The following is a 16,874-nucleotide window of genomic DNA, read 5'->3' as shown; positions in this document are numbered from 1 at the left end:
ATGTCATTGCTACTAGGGTATTTTATATCGATTTTATGAAATTTGAAGGTTTAGCCATTTAATTTCATCTTCTGTTAAGAAAATCTCAGCGGCTTCTCTACATGAAAGCATCTCGCTATGATTTTGTGGTCCAATAATTGCTGCTGTTGGAAATGATTGATTTAAGACATAAGCTAAGCTGATTTGGATTGTTTCCACGTTTTTATCCTTGGCCAATTGTTCAGCTCTACGGTAGCGCTCCCAGTTTTCATCATTATAGAATACCCGAACCAAATCTTCATTGGATCGATCTTCTGGTGTGAAACGACCGGTGAAAAAGCCACGCGCTTGTGCAGACCAGGAGAGAATAGGTAGCTTAGATTTCTCATGCCACGCTAGCATTGAATCATCGACTGATACACAATCTGGCCAATAAGGTGACTGTGCTTTTGCTAAACTTAAGTTAGGACTACTAAAGGAAAAACCGATTAACCCATGCTTCTCTGCGTATTCATTTGCTTCTCGAAGTCGCTCAACGGACCAATTGGAACCTCCAAAAGTGCCAATTCTACCAGCTTCTACATGTTCATTTAATATCTCTAGTATTTCGCCTACATGTACAGTCGGATCATCACGATGAAGTGCATAGAGCTCAACATAGTCTGTACGAAGTCTGTCTAAACTGATTTTTAGTTCTTCATCGATTGCTTTTTTATTGATTTGTGGGCCATCCTGATTTGGGTGTCCACCCTTTGTCAGCAAAAGAACATCATCGCGGCGTTTGTTTTCTTCCATCCAGATCCCAATTGCTTGTTCGCTTTTTCCACCAGCATAAACAAATGCTGTATCGAGAATGTTTCCGCCGATACTCATATAGTTGTCTAGAACCTCAGTAACCTTATCAATAATTTCTGGTGCGAAGTAATCAGTCCCCATGACAAGTCCAGTAACCGTTTTTTCTAAATTCCCTATTTTAATATTGCGCATGTTAAATCCCCCTATTTTTATCCTAATAGAATTTTTTCTTGTTTTTCTGCGGAAATTAGTGCTCCTTTAACTGCTCTTATGTTGTGAATGATATCTTCAGCTGGGAATTTAGTAGGCTTTCCGTCAAGCACTGCCTCTGCAAAATTATCAGCCTGCAAAGCATAAGGATTAATGTTATCATCAAGGATTTTTTCTGTTTGTCCATTTTTTATAATTTCATATGATTGGTCTCCGAGAAAAGCTTCTTTCATTACAATTCTTCCTTCAGAGCCAAGAATTTCGAGCTCGTTTCTAAACTCAGCCCACATACCACAATCAAATGTTAAGGAAACACCATTTGAAAACTCCATTATTCCGGACGCCATCATATCCACATCGCCATGATCTGGTGAGAAAAAGGCTTGGGTAGTTACCGCTGAAGGTTCTTCGTCTAGTAGGAATCTAGCAGCACTAATTGGGTAACAACCTACATCATAAATCGATCCGCCACCCCATTCTTTTGTAAAACGAATATTCCCGGTATCTTGCGCGCCATTAAATGTGAATACGCCATGAATACCACGTATATCGCCAATCTCACCATTATGAATTAATGTCTTAATATCATCGTATCTTTTTTGGTGGCGATACATATATGCTTCTGCCAAAATAACGCCTGCATCTTTACACGCTTCAATCATTTCTTCAGCTTCTGCTTCATCCAATGCAATTGGTTTTTCACATAAAATATGTTTACCAGCTTGAGCGGCTTTAAGTGTCCACTCTTTATGTAAGTGATTAGGTAGTGGAATATACACTGCATCAATTGCAGGATCATTTAGTAATTCTTCATAACTACCATATGCTTTAGGAATACCTAATTCATCAGCATATGCTTGCGCATTTTCCAAAGAACGGCTTGCAACCGCTTCCACTACATTCCTATTGGACTCCTGTATACCCGGAATAACCGACCGCTTACCAATACTTGCAGTACTCATAATTCCCCAACGAACTTTCTTTTCTGTCATTAAGTAACGCCTCCTTAGATTAAAAACAGTATAACATTAGTTTTTTAGAAAGAAATAGTAAAAATATTATGTATTAGGATTATTATTGTTTAATAGTTAAATTATCGGTAGATTTCATCCGATTTTTACAAGTGATTATTTTCTAAGTCGATGGATAACACAGACAATGATAGAATGGTTATAGAGTATGAAGGTATTTTTATTTTGATATGCATGTAGGGGAGGATATATATGCCGTTACATCAATGGTGTAAAGTTTTGATTGTCGATGACGAACTACTTATTAGACAAGGAATTAAACATTCTCTTCATTGGGAAAAAGAAGGCTTTCAAATAATAGGTGAAGCTGCAAATGGTGAAGAAGCGCTAGATTTAATAGAAAACTTGCAACCGCATATAGTCATCACGGATATGGTGATGCCCGTTATGGACGGGGTGGAATTGACGAAAGCAATTAAAGAACATTATCCTCAAATTGAAATTATCATCTTGAGCAGCTTTGGGGATTTTGATTATGTGCGTTCTACATTTCAACTTGGAATAACTGATTATATTCTTAAACCACAATTAGAAGGCGCTGATCTCTTGAATGCACTTAAACAAGCAGCTCAACAAATCCCGGGATTTGTTTTAGTTGAGGATAATCGTGAGGATGTGGCAGTTCCAATTGAGGCTATCATAGATAGACTGTTAACGGGCTTTGAACTAGACGAGGATATATCTCCAATTGAGAACTTTTTTTCATGTCGTCATTTTTGCATACTTGGAATTGATATTAAATCACATAAAAAAGGTAGGGTTCAAACATTAGTTGCAGAAATTGAAGAGAAGTTAAAAAGCAATTTTACCAAGATTAAAATACATAGACTACCAGTCACACAAAATACAATCGCGTTTTTGGTTAACTTTGAATTGAATCAATTACAAACAATTAAGGACTTTATGAAAACGATTTCAATGTCACTAAGATATGTCGACACTACCATGGGTTGGGTCTTGACAGAGCCTTTCACTAATTTTTTCGATTTAAAGAATGTTTATCAAAAAGATTTACAACGACTAATTCAATATCGTTTTTTCTTACCGGATACATCAGTGATGATTTATGATGAACTCCCGAGTGACCGAGAAGTTAATGAACCTTTTCAATTAACGAAGTTCACTGAACTATTTCAACGTAAACAATTTGAGGCAGCATTTTTATATTTGGAGGCTTATATTGAAGACCTGTCCCACCAATATACAGCAGATGAGTTTGAATTTAAGTCTTTGTTAGGAAATATCATTTTCAATGTAGCGATGCTATTAGGAAACATGGAGTATGACAGTAAAGAATTGGAAGGGGAGAAGTATTCTTATATCTCTTTAATTGACGCAGCCGGCGACGTAAACGAAGCTTTATCACTATTAGATGAATTTTTAACAAATGCAAAAGTAGTGATTGGAGCAGTTCCTTCTAAATCGGAACAACCTAATATGCGAAGACTATTGGATTATATTAATGAACATTATGCAGAACCGTTAAATCTAACTGAAATGGGGAAAAAGTTTCATTACAATCCATCGTACTTGTCAAATTATTTCAGTGATAATAATGATCAAAGCTTTAGTGAATATTTAACACAAGTGCGAATTGAAAAGTCTATTGAGCTATTGCAAGAAAAAGACAAGTCAATCGCTAAAATTAGTATGTTAGTAGGTTATTCTGATCATAGCTATTTTTGCAGGGTATTTAAAAAAATTAGGGGAGTTTCACCAAGTAGCTATCGAAGACAATATTTTAGTACAAGGAAGCGGGAAGAATGAAATCTTTTTTTGAACGCATAGATAGTTATGGGTTATTCGTGAAGATATTCCTCGTCATGTTCTTTAGTATTATTGCGATTACAATTACAATCACGGTTAGTACATTGAAAATGTCGGAGAACCTATTTACAGAAACATTTAGTGTAACTAACTCAAAAATACTTTCGCAAATAGAAGAAAATGTTGAAGAGTTTAATTACTCTGTGGTGAGTACGGTGAATCATATTGAACAAAGCAGTACAGTTAAAACGTTTCTTACAGAAAGTGATAGTAATTCCTTGGAAATGACAAAATCATTTTATAATATGAGCGTGCAGATGAATCTTATTCGAGCTCACTTAGATAATTATGATACTGGAATTACAGTATTGGGTGTAAATGGACGCGACTTTTCGACAAATCGTATATATTGGCCGAATACAGAAAAAGAATTAGCAGATCACGAAATCACATTGAATTCACTAGAAAATCCAAAAAGATTGTCATATCACTATGATGATTTATATACGGAAGAATTAATAAAGCCAGCAATTATCGCCTCAAGGGCGTTGTCCGATAGGAAAAGTGGAGAAATCTACGGGGTTTTGTATATTGCAATGCAAGAACTAGATTTTCGACAGTTCTATACAAGTTATACCAGCGAAGGAAATAATGTTGCGATTATTAATGGAGCAGGAACGATTGTGTCTAGCAATAATGCTGAGCTAATTGGACGTGATGAACAAGTCTTACTTAAGCATGCAAAAGAAATTGATGAACTTAATTTGAATTACAAAAACGTTGAATTTCTTGATAGGGAACAGATTGTACTCGCTGAATATTTGCCGTCATTAGATTTATATCTGGTGAACTTTATAGATAAGGAACTTGTCATGGCTAAAATGGTTGATAAGAAATCAATTATTCTTATTAGTATTTTGATTGCCGGCATTGCATTACTATTTGTCTATTTTATTTCTAGACGCCTAACCAGTTCATTAACGGGTCTGGTGAATCAAATTAATAGTATTGCAAAATCTAATTTTGATCATTATATAACAGTTTCGGGTAGCTATGAAACGAAACAGGTAGCGACAGCGTTTAATATTATGCTTGATGAATTACATGAATATGTAGAGGAGTTAATCCTCACACAAAAGAGTCAACGTAATGCTGAGTTGGCTGCATTACAACAACAAATCAATCCTCACTTTTTATATAATACGCTGGCTTCTATAAAGATTATGGTAAAACAGGGGAATAGAGAAAAAGCATCTGAAATGATTAATAAACTTATTTCTTTATTACAAAATACACTAGGGAATATCAGCGAGACAAATACAGTAGAACAGGAATTATCAAATATGAAAGACTACACTTTCATTAATCAAGCCCGATACGGAGAGCAGATAAGGGTCAACTACTACATAACTCCTGATGTTTTGTCTTGCGAACTTCCTAAGTTAATCATTCAGCCCTTTATAGAGAATGCATTTTTTCATGCATTTAATCATAAAACATCCGGATTTATTCACGTCATGATAGGACAAGAGGAGAATACCCTAATATGTGAAATCATCGATAATGGCGATGGAATGGAAACAAATCTTGATAAACAATTGCCGAGCTACAAAAGCAAACGACAATTATTTAGTGGGATCGGAGTAAAAAATGTAAGTGAAAGAATTAAATTATTATACGGAGAAGCATATGGTGTGGAAATATCTAGTGAATTGGGGGAAGGAACAAAAGTAAAGTTACGATTACCCATTATTAAATCTGTAGATAATCCTGAATTACAATAATAGTACAAGTTAAAAATGACGAACAATTTAGTTAACATTAAAAAGTCCAAAAACAGGTGGATATTATCCTAACATCCCCTGTTTTTTGTGTGTTAAATTAATGACAGAAAGCGCTTACAAATAAGCAGATGGAGGAGAGAACAATGAAGAAAATATTTATGTTGCTATTAATGAGTGTATTATTAGTAGCTTGCTCTTCAACCGGTTCCGATGATAGTGGAAGTAAGGGTGGAAATGATGAAGTTGATGAAGTCACAGCTTGGGCATGGGATCCAAAATTTAATATTGCGGCATTGGAAATTGCAAAAGAAGTATATAAAGAAGAAAATCCAGACTTGAATGTCAAAATTATTGAAAATGCGCAAGATGATATTATTCAAAAGTTAAATACCGCATTAGGTTCAGGTACAACAAAAGGATTACCTAATATTGTTTTAATTGAAGATTATCGTGCACAGAGTTTTTTACAATCCTTCCCAGACTCATTTTATGAATTGACGGATTTATTTGAAGCAACAGACTTTGCTGAGTATAAAATTGCACCAACGAGTGCAGATGGTAAAAACTATGGTATTCCATTTGATACTGGTGTAACTGGCTTGTATGTTCGTACGGATTACTTAGAGGAAGCTGGTTATTCAGTAGAAGATTTAGAAGGTATTGATTGGAATGAATATATAGAGATTGGAAAGAAAGTGAAAGAGGTTACAGGAAAGACATTCCTTACAATCGATCCTAATGATCTTGGTCTCATCCGAGTCATGATTCAATCCGCAGGCTCTTGGTATGTGAAGGAAGATGGTGTAACTCCAGACCTTGTTGATAATGCAGCACTAAAAGAGGCATTTGAAGTTTATAAAGAAATGATAGATACAGGAATCTTAAAGCCACACTCTGATTGGAACCAGTTTTTAACAGGTTTTAATAGCGGAGATGTTGTGACTGTACCAACAGGAAATTGGATCACACCTTCTATAAAGGCTGAGGAATCGCAATCTGGAAACTGGGCAATTGTTCCGATACCTAAATTGACTGTTCCGGGTTCGGTAAATGCTTCGAACTTAGGCGGAAGCTCATGGTATGTATTAAATATTCCAGGTGCTGAGCAAGCAGCGGATTTCTTAAGTAAAACATTCGGTTCGAATGTTGACATGTATGAAAAACTTGTAATTGACGTTGGCGCAATTGGTACTTATACACCAGCATCAGAAAATGATGCTTATGCTAAAGAAGATGAATTCTTTGGTGGGCAGAAAACAGTAGCGGATTTTGCGGCATGGCTAGAAGAAATTCCAAGTGTTAACTACGGAATGCACACTTATGGCATTGACGATATTATTACCGTTGAAATGCAAAACTATTTAAATGGTAAAAATATTGACGATGTTATGAGCGACGCTCAGAAGCAGGCAGAAGCACAGTTTAATTAATTCAGTGGAAAAACGATAAGCCTTAAGCAATTGATTTGTTAAAAAGATCCAATTTCAAACGATCTGATTAGATCAATTGTTTAAGGTTCTTATTAAAATTAAGGAAGTGATGCACAGTGAACGGTAAAACTAAAACCAACTGGATAGGCTGGTCATTTGTTGGTATTTCAACCATCATGATTAGTATATTTTACTTTTATCCTATGATTCAAGCATTAATTCTCTCATTCCAATCGGGGTCAGGGACAAATCTAAGTTTTGTTGGGCTAAGTAACTATAAGCGCGTTTTTACCGATCCAACATTTATTGCCGCTTTTACAAACACGTTTATTTATCTGATAATACAAGTGCCTATAATGATACTCTTAGGACTGTTTTTATCCGTTCTCTTAAATGATCCTAAATTAAAGTTTAGAAGTTTTTTTCGTATCGCGATATTTTTACCTTGTGTTACATCGCTTGTTGCATACTCGGTTATTTTTAAAGACCTGTTCGCGACTAACGGAATCATAAACAAATTTCTATTACAATTTTCACTTGTCCCTGAAGCTATTAATTGGTTAGCAGATCCATTCTGGGCGAAAGTCACAATTATCATTGCGATTACGTGGAGATGGACAGGATACAACATGATATTTTATCTGTCAGGGTTACAAAATATTGATCACTCAATATACGAGGCAGCAAAAATTGATGGTGCTTCTTCATTTCAGCAGTTTTTCAAAATTACAATTCCAATGTTGAAACCAATTATTTTATTTACATCCATTACATCAACAATAGGGACGTTACAAATATTTGATGAAGTCATGAACATTACGAAAGGTGGTCCAGGGAATTCGACCACATCCATTTCTCAATACATATATAATCTATCATTCAAGTATACACCGGACTTTGGCTATGCAGCGACGGTCTCATACTTTGTTGTTATCGCTATTGTAATTTTCGCGGCATTACAGTTTAAGTTAGCAGGTGATAAAAAATGAAAAAGATAAAAAGAATATTCACGTATCTCTTTTTAACATTTGCGGCGATAATTTCTATTTTTCCATTCTTTTGGATGATAGTCAGTGCAACAAATAAATCGATAGATGTGTCTAAGGGAAAGTTAATTCCAGGAAGTCACTTAGTTGAAAACTTTAAAAATTTAATTGAAACGGTTGATATTGTCCCTGCACTGACAAACTCAGCAATTATCTCAGTATCAACAACCATCTTGTCCTTGATAATTGCTTCCTTGGCTGGCTATGGATTTGAGATTTATCAGAGTAAGAGGAAAGATATTGTATTTAACATATTGCTAATTTCAATGATGATTCCATTTGCGGCATTAATGGTACCGTTATACCGAATGTTCGGTTCGATATCTACGGTTGCACCATTCATAGGAATGGACACATTAGTAGCTGTCATGCTACCTACACTAACAACCGCTTTTCTAATTTTCTTTTTTAGACAAAATACTAAGATGTTTTCAAAGGAATTGATTGAAGCAGGCAGAATAGATGGTTTAAGTGAACTCGGCATATTCTTCCGTATTTATATGCCAACAATGAAAACGACATATGCAGCTGCAGCTATCATTACTTTTATGAATAGCTGGAATAATTACTTGTGGCCGCTAGTTGTTTTGCAATCACCAGAGAAACAAACAATCCCGTTACTAATATCTAACTTGGGTTCAAGCTATTCACCTGATTATGGTGTAATTATGTTAACGATTGTAATTGCAACATTACCGACGGCACTCATATTTTTCTTGATGCAGAAACATTTTGTGGCGGGAATGATGGGATCAGTGAAGTAAGTAATTAAGTCTTTTATCACTTCGAAATCAAAACAAAAAGGGGACTTTTAAAAATGGGAAATACACCGATTGCGCTTCAAATGTATTCATTACGAGATGAGAGTGAGAAAGATTTTATTGGCACACTAAAAAAAGTAGCCGATATGGGATATGACGGAATAGAGTTTGCAGGCTATGGGGGGTTAGCTGCAGATGTATTAAAAAAAGAATTGGATGAGCTCGGTTTACAAGCAGCTTCTAGCCACGTTCCGCTTACTACATTGGAGCAGGAACAAGAATTGGAAGAAATAATTCGCTATCAACATGTGATAGGTTGTAAAAACATTGTATGTCCATACCTTCCACCGGAAAGGCAAACAAAAGAAGACTATTACGATCTGCTACCAATCTTAAACAAGATCGGAAAACGTTGTTTTGAGGAAGGGATAAATTTCTCCTATCATAATCATGACTTTGAGTTATTTCCAATGGATAACGGAAAAAAACCGCTTGAATTATTACTAGAAGAAACCAATCCCCAATGGGTTCAAACAGAATTTGATGTTTATTGGTTAACAAAAGCTGGTGAGAATCCAGTCGAGTGGATTGAGCGTTACCATAATCGGACACCGTTAATTCATTTGAAAGATATGACGACTGATGGTGAACAGTTTTTTGCGGAATTGGGTACAGGTGGCGTAGATATTGACGGAGTATTAACACAAGGAAGCAAGTCAAATGTCGAATGGTGGGTTGTAGAACAAGATCAAAGCAGACGTACTCCGCTGGAAAGTGTCAAGATTAGTCTTGATTATTTAAAACAGAAGTTTACAAGATAGAGGGGGAATTATAATGAGTAAATTAAAAATAGGTGTAATCGGATGCGGAAGTATTGCTAAGTTGCGTCATCTTCCAGAATATGCAGCAAATAACCAGGTGGAAATTGTTGCAGTATGCGACATTGTTGAAGAACGTGTAAAAGAAACAGCAGAATTGTATAATGCCAAAGCATATACCAATTATGAAGAATTGCTTCTGGATGAAGGTATTGATGCGATTAGTGTTTGTCTGCCAAACTACTTACATGCAACTGTTTCCATTGCTGCTTCAAATGCCGGAAAACATGTATTATGTGAAAAACCAATGGCAACTTCTCGTGAAGAAGCAGAACGGATGATTGAAGCTGCAAGTAAAAATAATAAAAAACTTATGATTGGTCATAACCAACGTTTTGTACCTTCTCATGAAAAAGCCAGACAACTTATTGCGAATGGAGACCTTGGCAAGATTTATAGCTTCCGCACTACATTTGGCCATGCTGGTCCGGAAGGTTGGAGTGTCGATGGGCGCAATAGTTGGTTTTTTAATAAGGAAGAAGCCTTTATTGGTGCAATGGGTGACTTAGGCGTACATAAAACAGATCTAATGCGCTATCTACTAGATGAAGAATTTCAAGAGGTTGCTGGATTTGTCGAAACAAATGCTAAGAAGGATACAGAAGTTGATGATAATGCTGTTTGTGTCTTAAAGACAGAATCAGGTATTATCGGCACATTAGCTGCAAGTTGGGCATATAGTCCAAACTCGGACAATTCAACAGTTATTTATGGAGAGAAAGCGATTCTTCGCTTGGAAGACGATCCTCAGTATTCATTAATCGCACAATATACAAATGGAGAAGTTGTTAAGTATGAATTAGGCGCTATCCAATCAAATGAGGAAGGTGGACAACATACCTCACATGTTATTGATCATTTTGTATCCGCAATTGTGAACGACACAGATGTGGCAATTTCCGGCGAAGAGGGTATGAAGTCACTGGAAGTCGTCCTAGCGGCATTGGAATCCAATCAAAACAAAACAATTGTGAGCATTTGAATTCGGACTTATTTAATGAGAAACCTGCTAATATGTGGTGGGGTTAAACATAAACAAATGGTTGTGGCATATGAATTTCTAACTCATATGTCACAACTTTTTCCGTCTGTAATTTACAGAAGCTCCACATGTTGAAACTACTAAATACATAACAAGAATATTGTTTTGCTAGTGGCTAGAAGTAAAGCCTTATGCTACAGTTAATTCGAATATAAATAATGGGGGAGTAACTATGAACGTATTAGCGATTGATATCGGTGGGACATCTGTTAAATTATGTATGGCTGATGAAAAGGGAACTGTTACGCAATTTAAAGAAATTGAATCCGGTGCGTCAAAGGGTGGACCCTTTCTCGTTGAAAATCTAATCGAAGTCATTTCAGAGAATTATACAGGCTTCGAAGCAATCGGAATCAGTACAGCTGGACAAGTGAATAGCGAAGAAGGATCAATCATTTTTGCGAATGAAAACTTTCCAAATTACACAGGGATGAATTTAAAAGAAATTTTCGGAGAGAAGTTCAATGTTCCGGTAAAAATCGAAAACGACGTGAATGCTGCTTCATTGGGTGAAAAACACTTTGGCGCAGGACAAAGATTTGACGATTTTTTATGTCTTACATACGGAACAGGTATTGGTGGCGCGATTGTCATTAATTCAGAAGTTTACAAAGGTGCGAATGGCAGTGCGGCCGAAGTCGGCCACATCGTTGCGCATCAAGGCGGTATCAAGTGCAATTGCGGGTGCTTCGGATGTTACGAAATGTATGGCTCGACAACAGCTTTGGTGAGAAATGCACTGGAAGTTAATGCAGAATATGTGAATGGCCGTAAAATTTTCGAAGGCCTCGCTAAAGGCGATGAGCAGCTAGAAAAAGTCCTCCAAGACTGGGTTCTTGAAGTATCATACGGACTTGTTTCACTCACACACATCTTCAATCCACCAGCAATTATCATAGGCGGTGGCGTTATGGAGCAAGAAAGATTGGTTGAATTAGTTAGAACCAAAGTTAAGGAACTTATTATCGACAGCTTTTCCGATGTAGAAATATTGAAGGCGGAACTTGGAAATAAAGCGGGTTTACTTGGAGCGGCTTCTTTACATTTTAGTCAGGTTGCTTAAAGGCTACTTATTAATTTAATTAACTGATTCAGTACCCCCTTTTTAGAAGGTGGGTACTGAATTGCTTAGAAAGCAGTAAAGGAGTACATTCATATGGATAACAATTCTGGATTCATGGGCGCACTATACACGCTCAGTGAGTGGGTTATGAAATTCTCAGTAACAAATTTACTTTGGATACTATTTAATCTACCAATCGTTTACTTACTGATCACTATTTTATTCATGGAACAACTTGAAATTGTATTCATTTTGTTCATTCCCATCATTCTATTCATGCCATTTCTTTTCTTCCCCGCAACAACAGCAATGTTCGCGATGGTGCGAGATTGGATAATTAAAGATGAAGGAATCAATCAGCTTTTCAAAAAGTATTGGGGTTATTACAAAGAGAATTATAAACGTAGCGTTGGAAATGGAGCTTTGTTAACAGTTGCGTGGGTCATATGGGCGGCGGATGTCTATTACTTTTATGAGAAAAACACTGCGATGATGATTCTATTTATTATCATGGGAATACTATTGCTAGTCTTTTCGATTAATTTGTTTTCGGTCACAGTTCATTTTCACTTAAAGTTTTCCACTTCATTAAAAAATGCATTGCTACTTACAATTGGAAGTCCTATTTTATTTATCGCAGTGGCGATGAGTAGCGGGGTAGTCATCTACGTCAGCTTTAATGTCTTCCGGTTCATCATCCCATTTCTAACAGGCTCTCTTATTGCGTTTCTCTCTTTTTCAGCGTTTTATCGAAACTATTTAAAGCTAGTCTCTAAAAATACAGAATAATATTTTATTTAAACATGTTGCACTATTTAGATTATCGTGTTACTCTTTATAAGAATCATCTATGCAAACGGTTTCATGAAATTGAGTTCCCACTAGTTGTCGTACGTGGAAACTAATGATTTGTTTTATGCAACCGTATTCATAGAAATGGAAAAGGGGAGATTATTAGTGAAAAGCAAAAAAACGTTAATTAGTTTAGTTTCTGTATTTCTATTATCTATCTTTGCGTTAGTAGGTTGCTCGTCAGATGACGACAAAGGGAAAGACAAAGCATCAGGAGATCAAATCACAATTGATATATTTCAATTTAAAGTAGAAATCAAAGATCAGTTTGAAGAACTTGTAAAAGTATATGAAGATGAAAACCCTGGCGTAAAAATCAACGTTAAAACAGTTGGTGGCGGAAACGATTACGGCGCATCATTAAAAACATCATTTTCATCAGGTGAAGAGCCAGACATTTTCAACGTCGGCGGACCTTCAAGTGTTGAAGAATATAGAGAATACCTAGCTGATGTTTCAGATACGAAAGCAGTTGAAGAATCCATTGACGGAACATTGACTGCAGTACAAGACGGCGATGAAGTACTAGGGTTACCATTTAACCAAGAAGGTTACGGATTAATTTATAATAAAGCGATTTTTGAAGAGGCTGGTCTAAACGCGGATGATATTGTCACGTATGCAGACTTGGAAGAAGCGGTTAAATTACTTGATAGCAAAAAAGATGAGTTAGGCATTGACGCGGTATTTGCATTGCCAGCTAAAGAAAAGTGGGTTTTAGGCGACCATATTTCAAATATGTTTATTGCATCAGACTTTAATGATGATATAACTGAAGCATACAATTCTAAAACAATCGCATTTGACAAAGGCGATGAGCTGAAAAGATATCTTGATTTGCAAAACAGTCATTCAGTTCAGCCAGTACTTAGTCTAGATTATTCACAGCAAGTTGAACAATTATTTTCTTTAGAAAAAGTAGCCATGATTCAACAAGGAAACTGGGTTTACAACTCTGTATACGATATGGACCCAGAATTAGCTGAAACTGGCATTGGCATTCTTCCTGTTCCAGTTGAAGGTTTTGAAGGTAAAATACCTGCTGGTGTACCAATGTTCTGGGCTGTAAACAGCAAGAGTGACGAAAAAGTTGTTCAAGCAAGTAAAGACTTCTTGGACTGGGTGTATACATCTGAGACGGGAAAAACGGCAGTACTTGAAGACTTTAAATTCATCCCTGCTTATAAAGGATATGACGCATCAAAAATTGCGGATCCACTTTCACAAACAATTTACGAATACGCTGAAGCTGGAAATACACTTGAAGGATGGGTATACCAAGCAGCGCCGACTGGTTGGACTCAAGAATCACTTGGCGTTAATATTCAGAAGTATTTAAGTGGAGATTTGAAGTGGGAAGAAGTAATTTCTCAGTCACGTGCTAAATGGGAAGCCGAACGTAAGTAATCAGAAATAGATAGAAAAATACAGCTAACAAAAACCTCCTAAAAAGATTTTTGTTAGCTGTTATCATTTACATCGGAGGTGCTGCTAATGCGAAATCGTGATTTTTCATTCTGGTTGTTTTTAACACCGGTCATCTTAAGTTTAAGTCTTGTTATCCTTGTCCCATTTGTTTACGGGTTTATTTACTCTTTTACGAATTGGAATGGCATGGTGGCGACTGAATTTCTTGGTTTTAAGAACTACATCACATTATTTAAAGATGCCGAATTCAGAGCATCGATATGGTTTACGACTAAATTTGCAATTTGCTCGGTCATCCTCCTAAACTTTTTAGGATTAGGACTCGCATTGCTGGTCACTCGTAATCTTAAAACAAATAATTTAATGAGAACTGTCTTCTTTATGCCGAACTTAATCGGTGGGCTCATCTTAGGATTCATATGGCAGTTTATTTTCATAAGTGTTTTTGGAAACTTAGGAGATTTACTTGGAATCGAAGCGTTAACAGGGTGGTTGTCAACAACTGCAACTGGCTTCTGGGGACTCGTCATCTTAACGTCATGGCAAATGGCCGGTTACATAATGATTATTTATATTGCTTACCTAGAAAATATACCGAAGGACTTGCTGGAAGCTGCGGAAATCGATGGGGCTTCTAGTTTCCAACGTTTTCGAAACATCACGTTTCCATTAGTGGCACCAGCTTTCACGGTTAGTATGTTTCTAACGTTGTCGAATTCATTTCAAATCTATGATCAAAACTTATCCTTAACAAATGGTGGTCCGTTTAACTCAACACAAATGGTTGCGATGAACATTGTGAAAACTGCCTTTACTGAAAATAAAATGGCTTTCGCCCAATCAAAAGCGGTCATTTTCTTCGTCATTGTGGCAGCGGTCGCAATCACGCAAGTTTATTACAATAAGAAAAAGGAGGTCGACATGTAATGAAAGATAAGAAACGTAATCTAATCATCATTGAAATTATCGGCCTCTTACTCGCATTATTATGGATTTCGCCTTTTTACTTAATGATTGTGAACGCATTCAAAACAAAAAAGGAAATTTTCTCAGGGGTACTTGGGCTGCCAGAAGGGTTTGAAACGAATAACTTTGTTCAAGCTTTTCAAGACTTGGACTTTATAAATTCCCTGTTCAACTCTTTACTCATCACAGTTGTCGGCGTAGGAATTATTATTCTTTTTTCTTCGATGGCTGGATATGCACTTGCTCGAAACAAAAGTAAGCTGAGCGGCCTTATTCTATTACTTTTTGTCGCAGCAATGCTCATTCCGTTTCAGTCCGTCATGATTCCACTCGTTTCACTGTTTAGTAAAGCTGATATGTTGAACCGTGCTGGCTTAATCTTCATGTATTTAGGATTCGGTTCGAGTTTATCGATATTTTTATACCACGGAGCAATGACCGGAATTTCGACTTCATTGGATGAAGCTGCAATTATCGACGGTGCCAATAAATTTCAAGTCTTTTGGCATATCATATTTCCGTTATTGAAACCAATTTCCGTTACAGTCGGCATATTAAATGTGATTTGGATTTGGAATGATTACCTATTGCCTTCCTTAATCCTTTCGGATGAAAATGCGACGATTCCGATTAAAATGTTCCTTTTCTTCGGACAATATACAAAACAATGGCATTTAGCATTAGCTGGCTTAACGATTGCGATAATTCCAGTGATCATCGGTTACTTCTTTGCGCAAAAGCAAATAATTGAAGGCGTTTCCGAGGGTGCCGTTAAATAAATCGAGTTGGAGTGAAGACCTATGTCGGTCACCATCAAAGATGTCGCAGCACGGGCAAACGTAGCTCCATCAACCGTTTCTCGTGTAATCTCAGATAGCCCATTAATTAGTGAGAAGACAAAACGTAAAGTTCATAAAATCATGGAGGAAATGGGCTACCAGTTGAATTATAATGCGCGTATTCTGGCTCAAAAATCGACGAAAACAATCGGGATTGTTATGAAGAACTCGACAAAAGAGTCGATGCATAATACTTTTTTTCCTGAAGTCATTCGCGGAATTAGTGCGTTATGTAGCAAGTATGATTTCAGCATCAGTCTCACGACAGGTGAATCCGAAGAAGAAATTTTTAATGATACGGTTAAGATGGTCGGCGGAAAAAGAGTAGACGGTATCATTATTTTATACTCGAAAAAAGATGATAAAGTTGTTCCTTATTTAATCGAATCTGGTATTCCTTTTGTCGTCATCGGAAAGCCGTTAATCGAATCGGGAAATATTATGTTTGTTGATAATGATAATGTGCAAGCGGCTAGTGAAGCGACAAGATATTTATTAGATTTTGGTCATGAAAAAATTGCTTTTATCGGCGCAGATACTGAGTTCGAAGTAGGGGAAGCAAGATTAAATGGTTTCTTACAAGCGATGAAAGCTAAAAATTTAGTTGTATCAGATGCTTATATTAAAGATTCGCACTTGGACGCTGAACACGGAAAACAAGTGGTTGCCGAATTAATGAATCTACCTGAACCGCCAACAGCGCTTATCATTCCAAATGATTTAAATGCATTGATCGCATTGACTGCTTTAGGGGAGCGTAATATCAAAGTACCCGATGATGTAAGTATCATCAGCTTTAATAATTCGATGATTTCGGAAGTGTCCAATCCTCCATTAACATCAGTCGATATACAGATATTTCAATTGGGCTATGAAGCGGCAAACTGCTTGATAGAGCTTATCAATGATCCTGATATGTTTAAAAAGAGCGTAATTATTCCGACCGTTATTCACGAAAGAAAATCGTGTATGACGTTAAAAGTTTAGGTTACGCCTAAATTTT

At 36.5% G+C, this 16,874-nt stretch carries 15 protein-coding genes; 13 read left to right on the top strand and 2 right to left on the bottom strand.

Features of this window, described 5'->3' with window-relative positions:
* Positions 1-33 precede the first annotated feature (33 nt).
* Together J4G36_RS09835 and J4G36_RS09830 are read right to left on the bottom strand one after the other, a co-directional pair.
* The gene (locus J4G36_RS09835) at positions 34-966 is read right to left on the bottom strand and encodes an aldo/keto reductase (RefSeq protein ID WP_210469826.1); all 933 of its coding nucleotides are present in this window, start codon (positions 964-966) and stop codon (positions 34-36) included.
* A 17-nt stretch (positions 967-983) separates the two neighbouring features.
* Complete coding sequence (locus tag J4G36_RS09830; protein WP_210469825.1) at positions 984-1,976, bottom strand: Gfo/Idh/MocA family protein; 993 nt, start codon at positions 1,974-1,976, stop codon at positions 984-986.
* Positions 1,977-2,207: 231 nt separating this feature from the next.
* Between J4G36_RS09830 and J4G36_RS09825 the strand changes: the two genes are divergently transcribed.
* The 13 genes from J4G36_RS09825 to J4G36_RS09765 all read left to right on the top strand — a co-directional run bounded on the left by J4G36_RS09825 (position 2,208) and on the right by J4G36_RS09765 (position 16,858).
* Positions 2,208-3,782, top strand: a complete 1,575-nt coding sequence (locus tag J4G36_RS09825; protein WP_210469824.1) for a response regulator transcription factor — start codon at positions 2,208-2,210, stop codon at positions 3,780-3,782.
* Positions 3,779-5,566, top strand: a complete 1,788-nt coding sequence (locus J4G36_RS09820) for a cache domain-containing sensor histidine kinase (RefSeq protein WP_210469823.1) — start codon at positions 3,779-3,781, stop codon at positions 5,564-5,566. Before J4G36_RS09825 ends, J4G36_RS09820 begins: the two co-directional genes overlap by 4 nt.
* Positions 5,567-5,709: 143 nt before the next feature.
* Positions 5,710-6,996 (top strand): ABC transporter substrate-binding protein, encoded by a 1,287-nt coding sequence (locus tag J4G36_RS09815; RefSeq protein ID WP_210469822.1) that lies wholly within the window; start codon positions 5,710-5,712, stop codon positions 6,994-6,996.
* Between the two features lie 176 nt (positions 6,997-7,172).
* A complete protein-coding gene (locus J4G36_RS09810) occupies positions 7,173-7,985 on the top strand; it encodes a carbohydrate ABC transporter permease (protein WP_210470518.1) in 813 nt (270 codons plus the stop codon).
* Positions 7,982-8,806, top strand: a complete 825-nt coding sequence (locus tag J4G36_RS09805) for a carbohydrate ABC transporter permease (RefSeq protein WP_210469821.1) — start codon at positions 7,982-7,984, stop codon at positions 8,804-8,806. Before J4G36_RS09810 ends, J4G36_RS09805 begins: the two co-directional genes overlap by 4 nt.
* A 53-nt stretch (positions 8,807-8,859) precedes the next feature.
* Positions 8,860-9,624, top strand: coding sequence for a sugar phosphate isomerase/epimerase family protein (locus J4G36_RS09800; protein ID WP_210469820.1), 765 nt, complete (start codon positions 8,860-8,862; stop codon positions 9,622-9,624).
* A gap of 13 nt (positions 9,625-9,637) precedes the next feature.
* Positions 9,638-10,663, top strand: coding sequence for a Gfo/Idh/MocA family protein (locus J4G36_RS09795; protein WP_210469819.1), 1,026 nt, complete (start codon positions 9,638-9,640; stop codon positions 10,661-10,663).
* A 232-nt stretch (positions 10,664-10,895) separates the two neighbouring features.
* The gene (locus J4G36_RS09790; protein WP_210469818.1) at positions 10,896-11,786 is read left to right on the top strand and encodes an ROK family protein; all 891 of its coding nucleotides are present in this window, start codon (positions 10,896-10,898) and stop codon (positions 11,784-11,786) included.
* A 93-nt stretch (positions 11,787-11,879) separates the two neighbouring features.
* The gene (locus J4G36_RS09785; protein ID WP_210469817.1) at positions 11,880-12,575 is read left to right on the top strand and encodes a YesL family protein; all 696 of its coding nucleotides are present in this window, start codon (positions 11,880-11,882) and stop codon (positions 12,573-12,575) included.
* A gap of 168 nt (positions 12,576-12,743) precedes the next feature.
* Complete coding sequence (locus J4G36_RS09780; RefSeq protein WP_368668748.1) at positions 12,744-14,045, top strand: ABC transporter substrate-binding protein; 1,302 nt, start codon at positions 12,744-12,746, stop codon at positions 14,043-14,045.
* Positions 14,046-14,132: 87 nt separating this feature from the next.
* Positions 14,133-14,993 (top strand): carbohydrate ABC transporter permease, encoded by an 861-nt coding sequence (locus J4G36_RS09775; RefSeq protein WP_210469816.1) that lies wholly within the window; start codon positions 14,133-14,135, stop codon positions 14,991-14,993.
* The gene (locus J4G36_RS09770; RefSeq protein ID WP_210469815.1) at positions 14,993-15,811 is read left to right on the top strand and encodes a carbohydrate ABC transporter permease; all 819 of its coding nucleotides are present in this window, start codon (positions 14,993-14,995) and stop codon (positions 15,809-15,811) included. The genes J4G36_RS09775 and J4G36_RS09770 overlap by 1 nt, the downstream gene beginning before the upstream one ends.
* A gap of 21 nt (positions 15,812-15,832) precedes the next feature.
* Positions 15,833-16,858: a LacI family DNA-binding transcriptional regulator gene (locus J4G36_RS09765; RefSeq protein ID WP_210469814.1), complete on the top strand. Its 1,026-nt coding sequence runs from the start codon at positions 15,833-15,835 to the stop codon at positions 16,856-16,858.
* Positions 16,859-16,874 lie beyond the last annotated feature (16 nt).

It is taken from the genome of Sporosarcina sp. 6E9, from assembly GCF_017921835.1.
Taxonomy (GTDB): domain Bacteria; phylum Bacillota; class Bacilli; order Bacillales_A; family Planococcaceae; genus Sporosarcina.
Note: the sequence above shows the minus strand (reverse complement) of the source record. Positions and strands in the feature narration are given on the sequence as shown.

Coding starts and splice junctions, on each gene's coding strand:
- J4G36_RS09825 (WP_210469824.1), top strand. CDS start 2,208: ATGCCGTTACATCAATGGTGTAAAGTTTTGATTGTCGATGACGAACTA.
- J4G36_RS09835 (WP_210469826.1), bottom strand. CDS start 966: ATGCGCAATATTAAAATAGGGAATTTAGAAAAAACGGTTACTGGACTT.
- J4G36_RS09810 (WP_210470518.1), top strand. CDS start 7,173: ATGATTAGTATATTTTACTTTTATCCTATGATTCAAGCATTAATTCTC.
- J4G36_RS09795 (WP_210469819.1), top strand. CDS start 9,638: ATGAGTAAATTAAAAATAGGTGTAATCGGATGCGGAAGTATTGCTAAG.
- J4G36_RS09770 (WP_210469815.1), top strand. CDS start 14,993: ATGAAAGATAAGAAACGTAATCTAATCATCATTGAAATTATCGGCCTC.
- J4G36_RS09765 (WP_210469814.1), top strand. CDS start 15,833: ATGTCGGTCACCATCAAAGATGTCGCAGCACGGGCAAACGTAGCTCCA.
- J4G36_RS09815 (WP_210469822.1), top strand. CDS start 5,710: ATGAAGAAAATATTTATGTTGCTATTAATGAGTGTATTATTAGTAGCT.
- J4G36_RS09775 (WP_210469816.1), top strand. CDS start 14,133: ATGCGAAATCGTGATTTTTCATTCTGGTTGTTTTTAACACCGGTCATC.
- J4G36_RS09800 (WP_210469820.1), top strand. CDS start 8,860: ATGGGAAATACACCGATTGCGCTTCAAATGTATTCATTACGAGATGAG.
- J4G36_RS09830 (WP_210469825.1), bottom strand. CDS start 1,976: ATGACAGAAAAGAAAGTTCGTTGGGGAATTATGAGTACTGCAAGTATT.
- J4G36_RS09790 (WP_210469818.1), top strand. CDS start 10,896: ATGAACGTATTAGCGATTGATATCGGTGGGACATCTGTTAAATTATGT.
- J4G36_RS09785 (WP_210469817.1), top strand. CDS start 11,880: ATGGATAACAATTCTGGATTCATGGGCGCACTATACACGCTCAGTGAG.
- J4G36_RS09805 (WP_210469821.1), top strand. CDS start 7,982: ATGAAAAAGATAAAAAGAATATTCACGTATCTCTTTTTAACATTTGCG.
- J4G36_RS09820 (WP_210469823.1), top strand. CDS start 3,779: ATGAAATCTTTTTTTGAACGCATAGATAGTTATGGGTTATTCGTGAAG.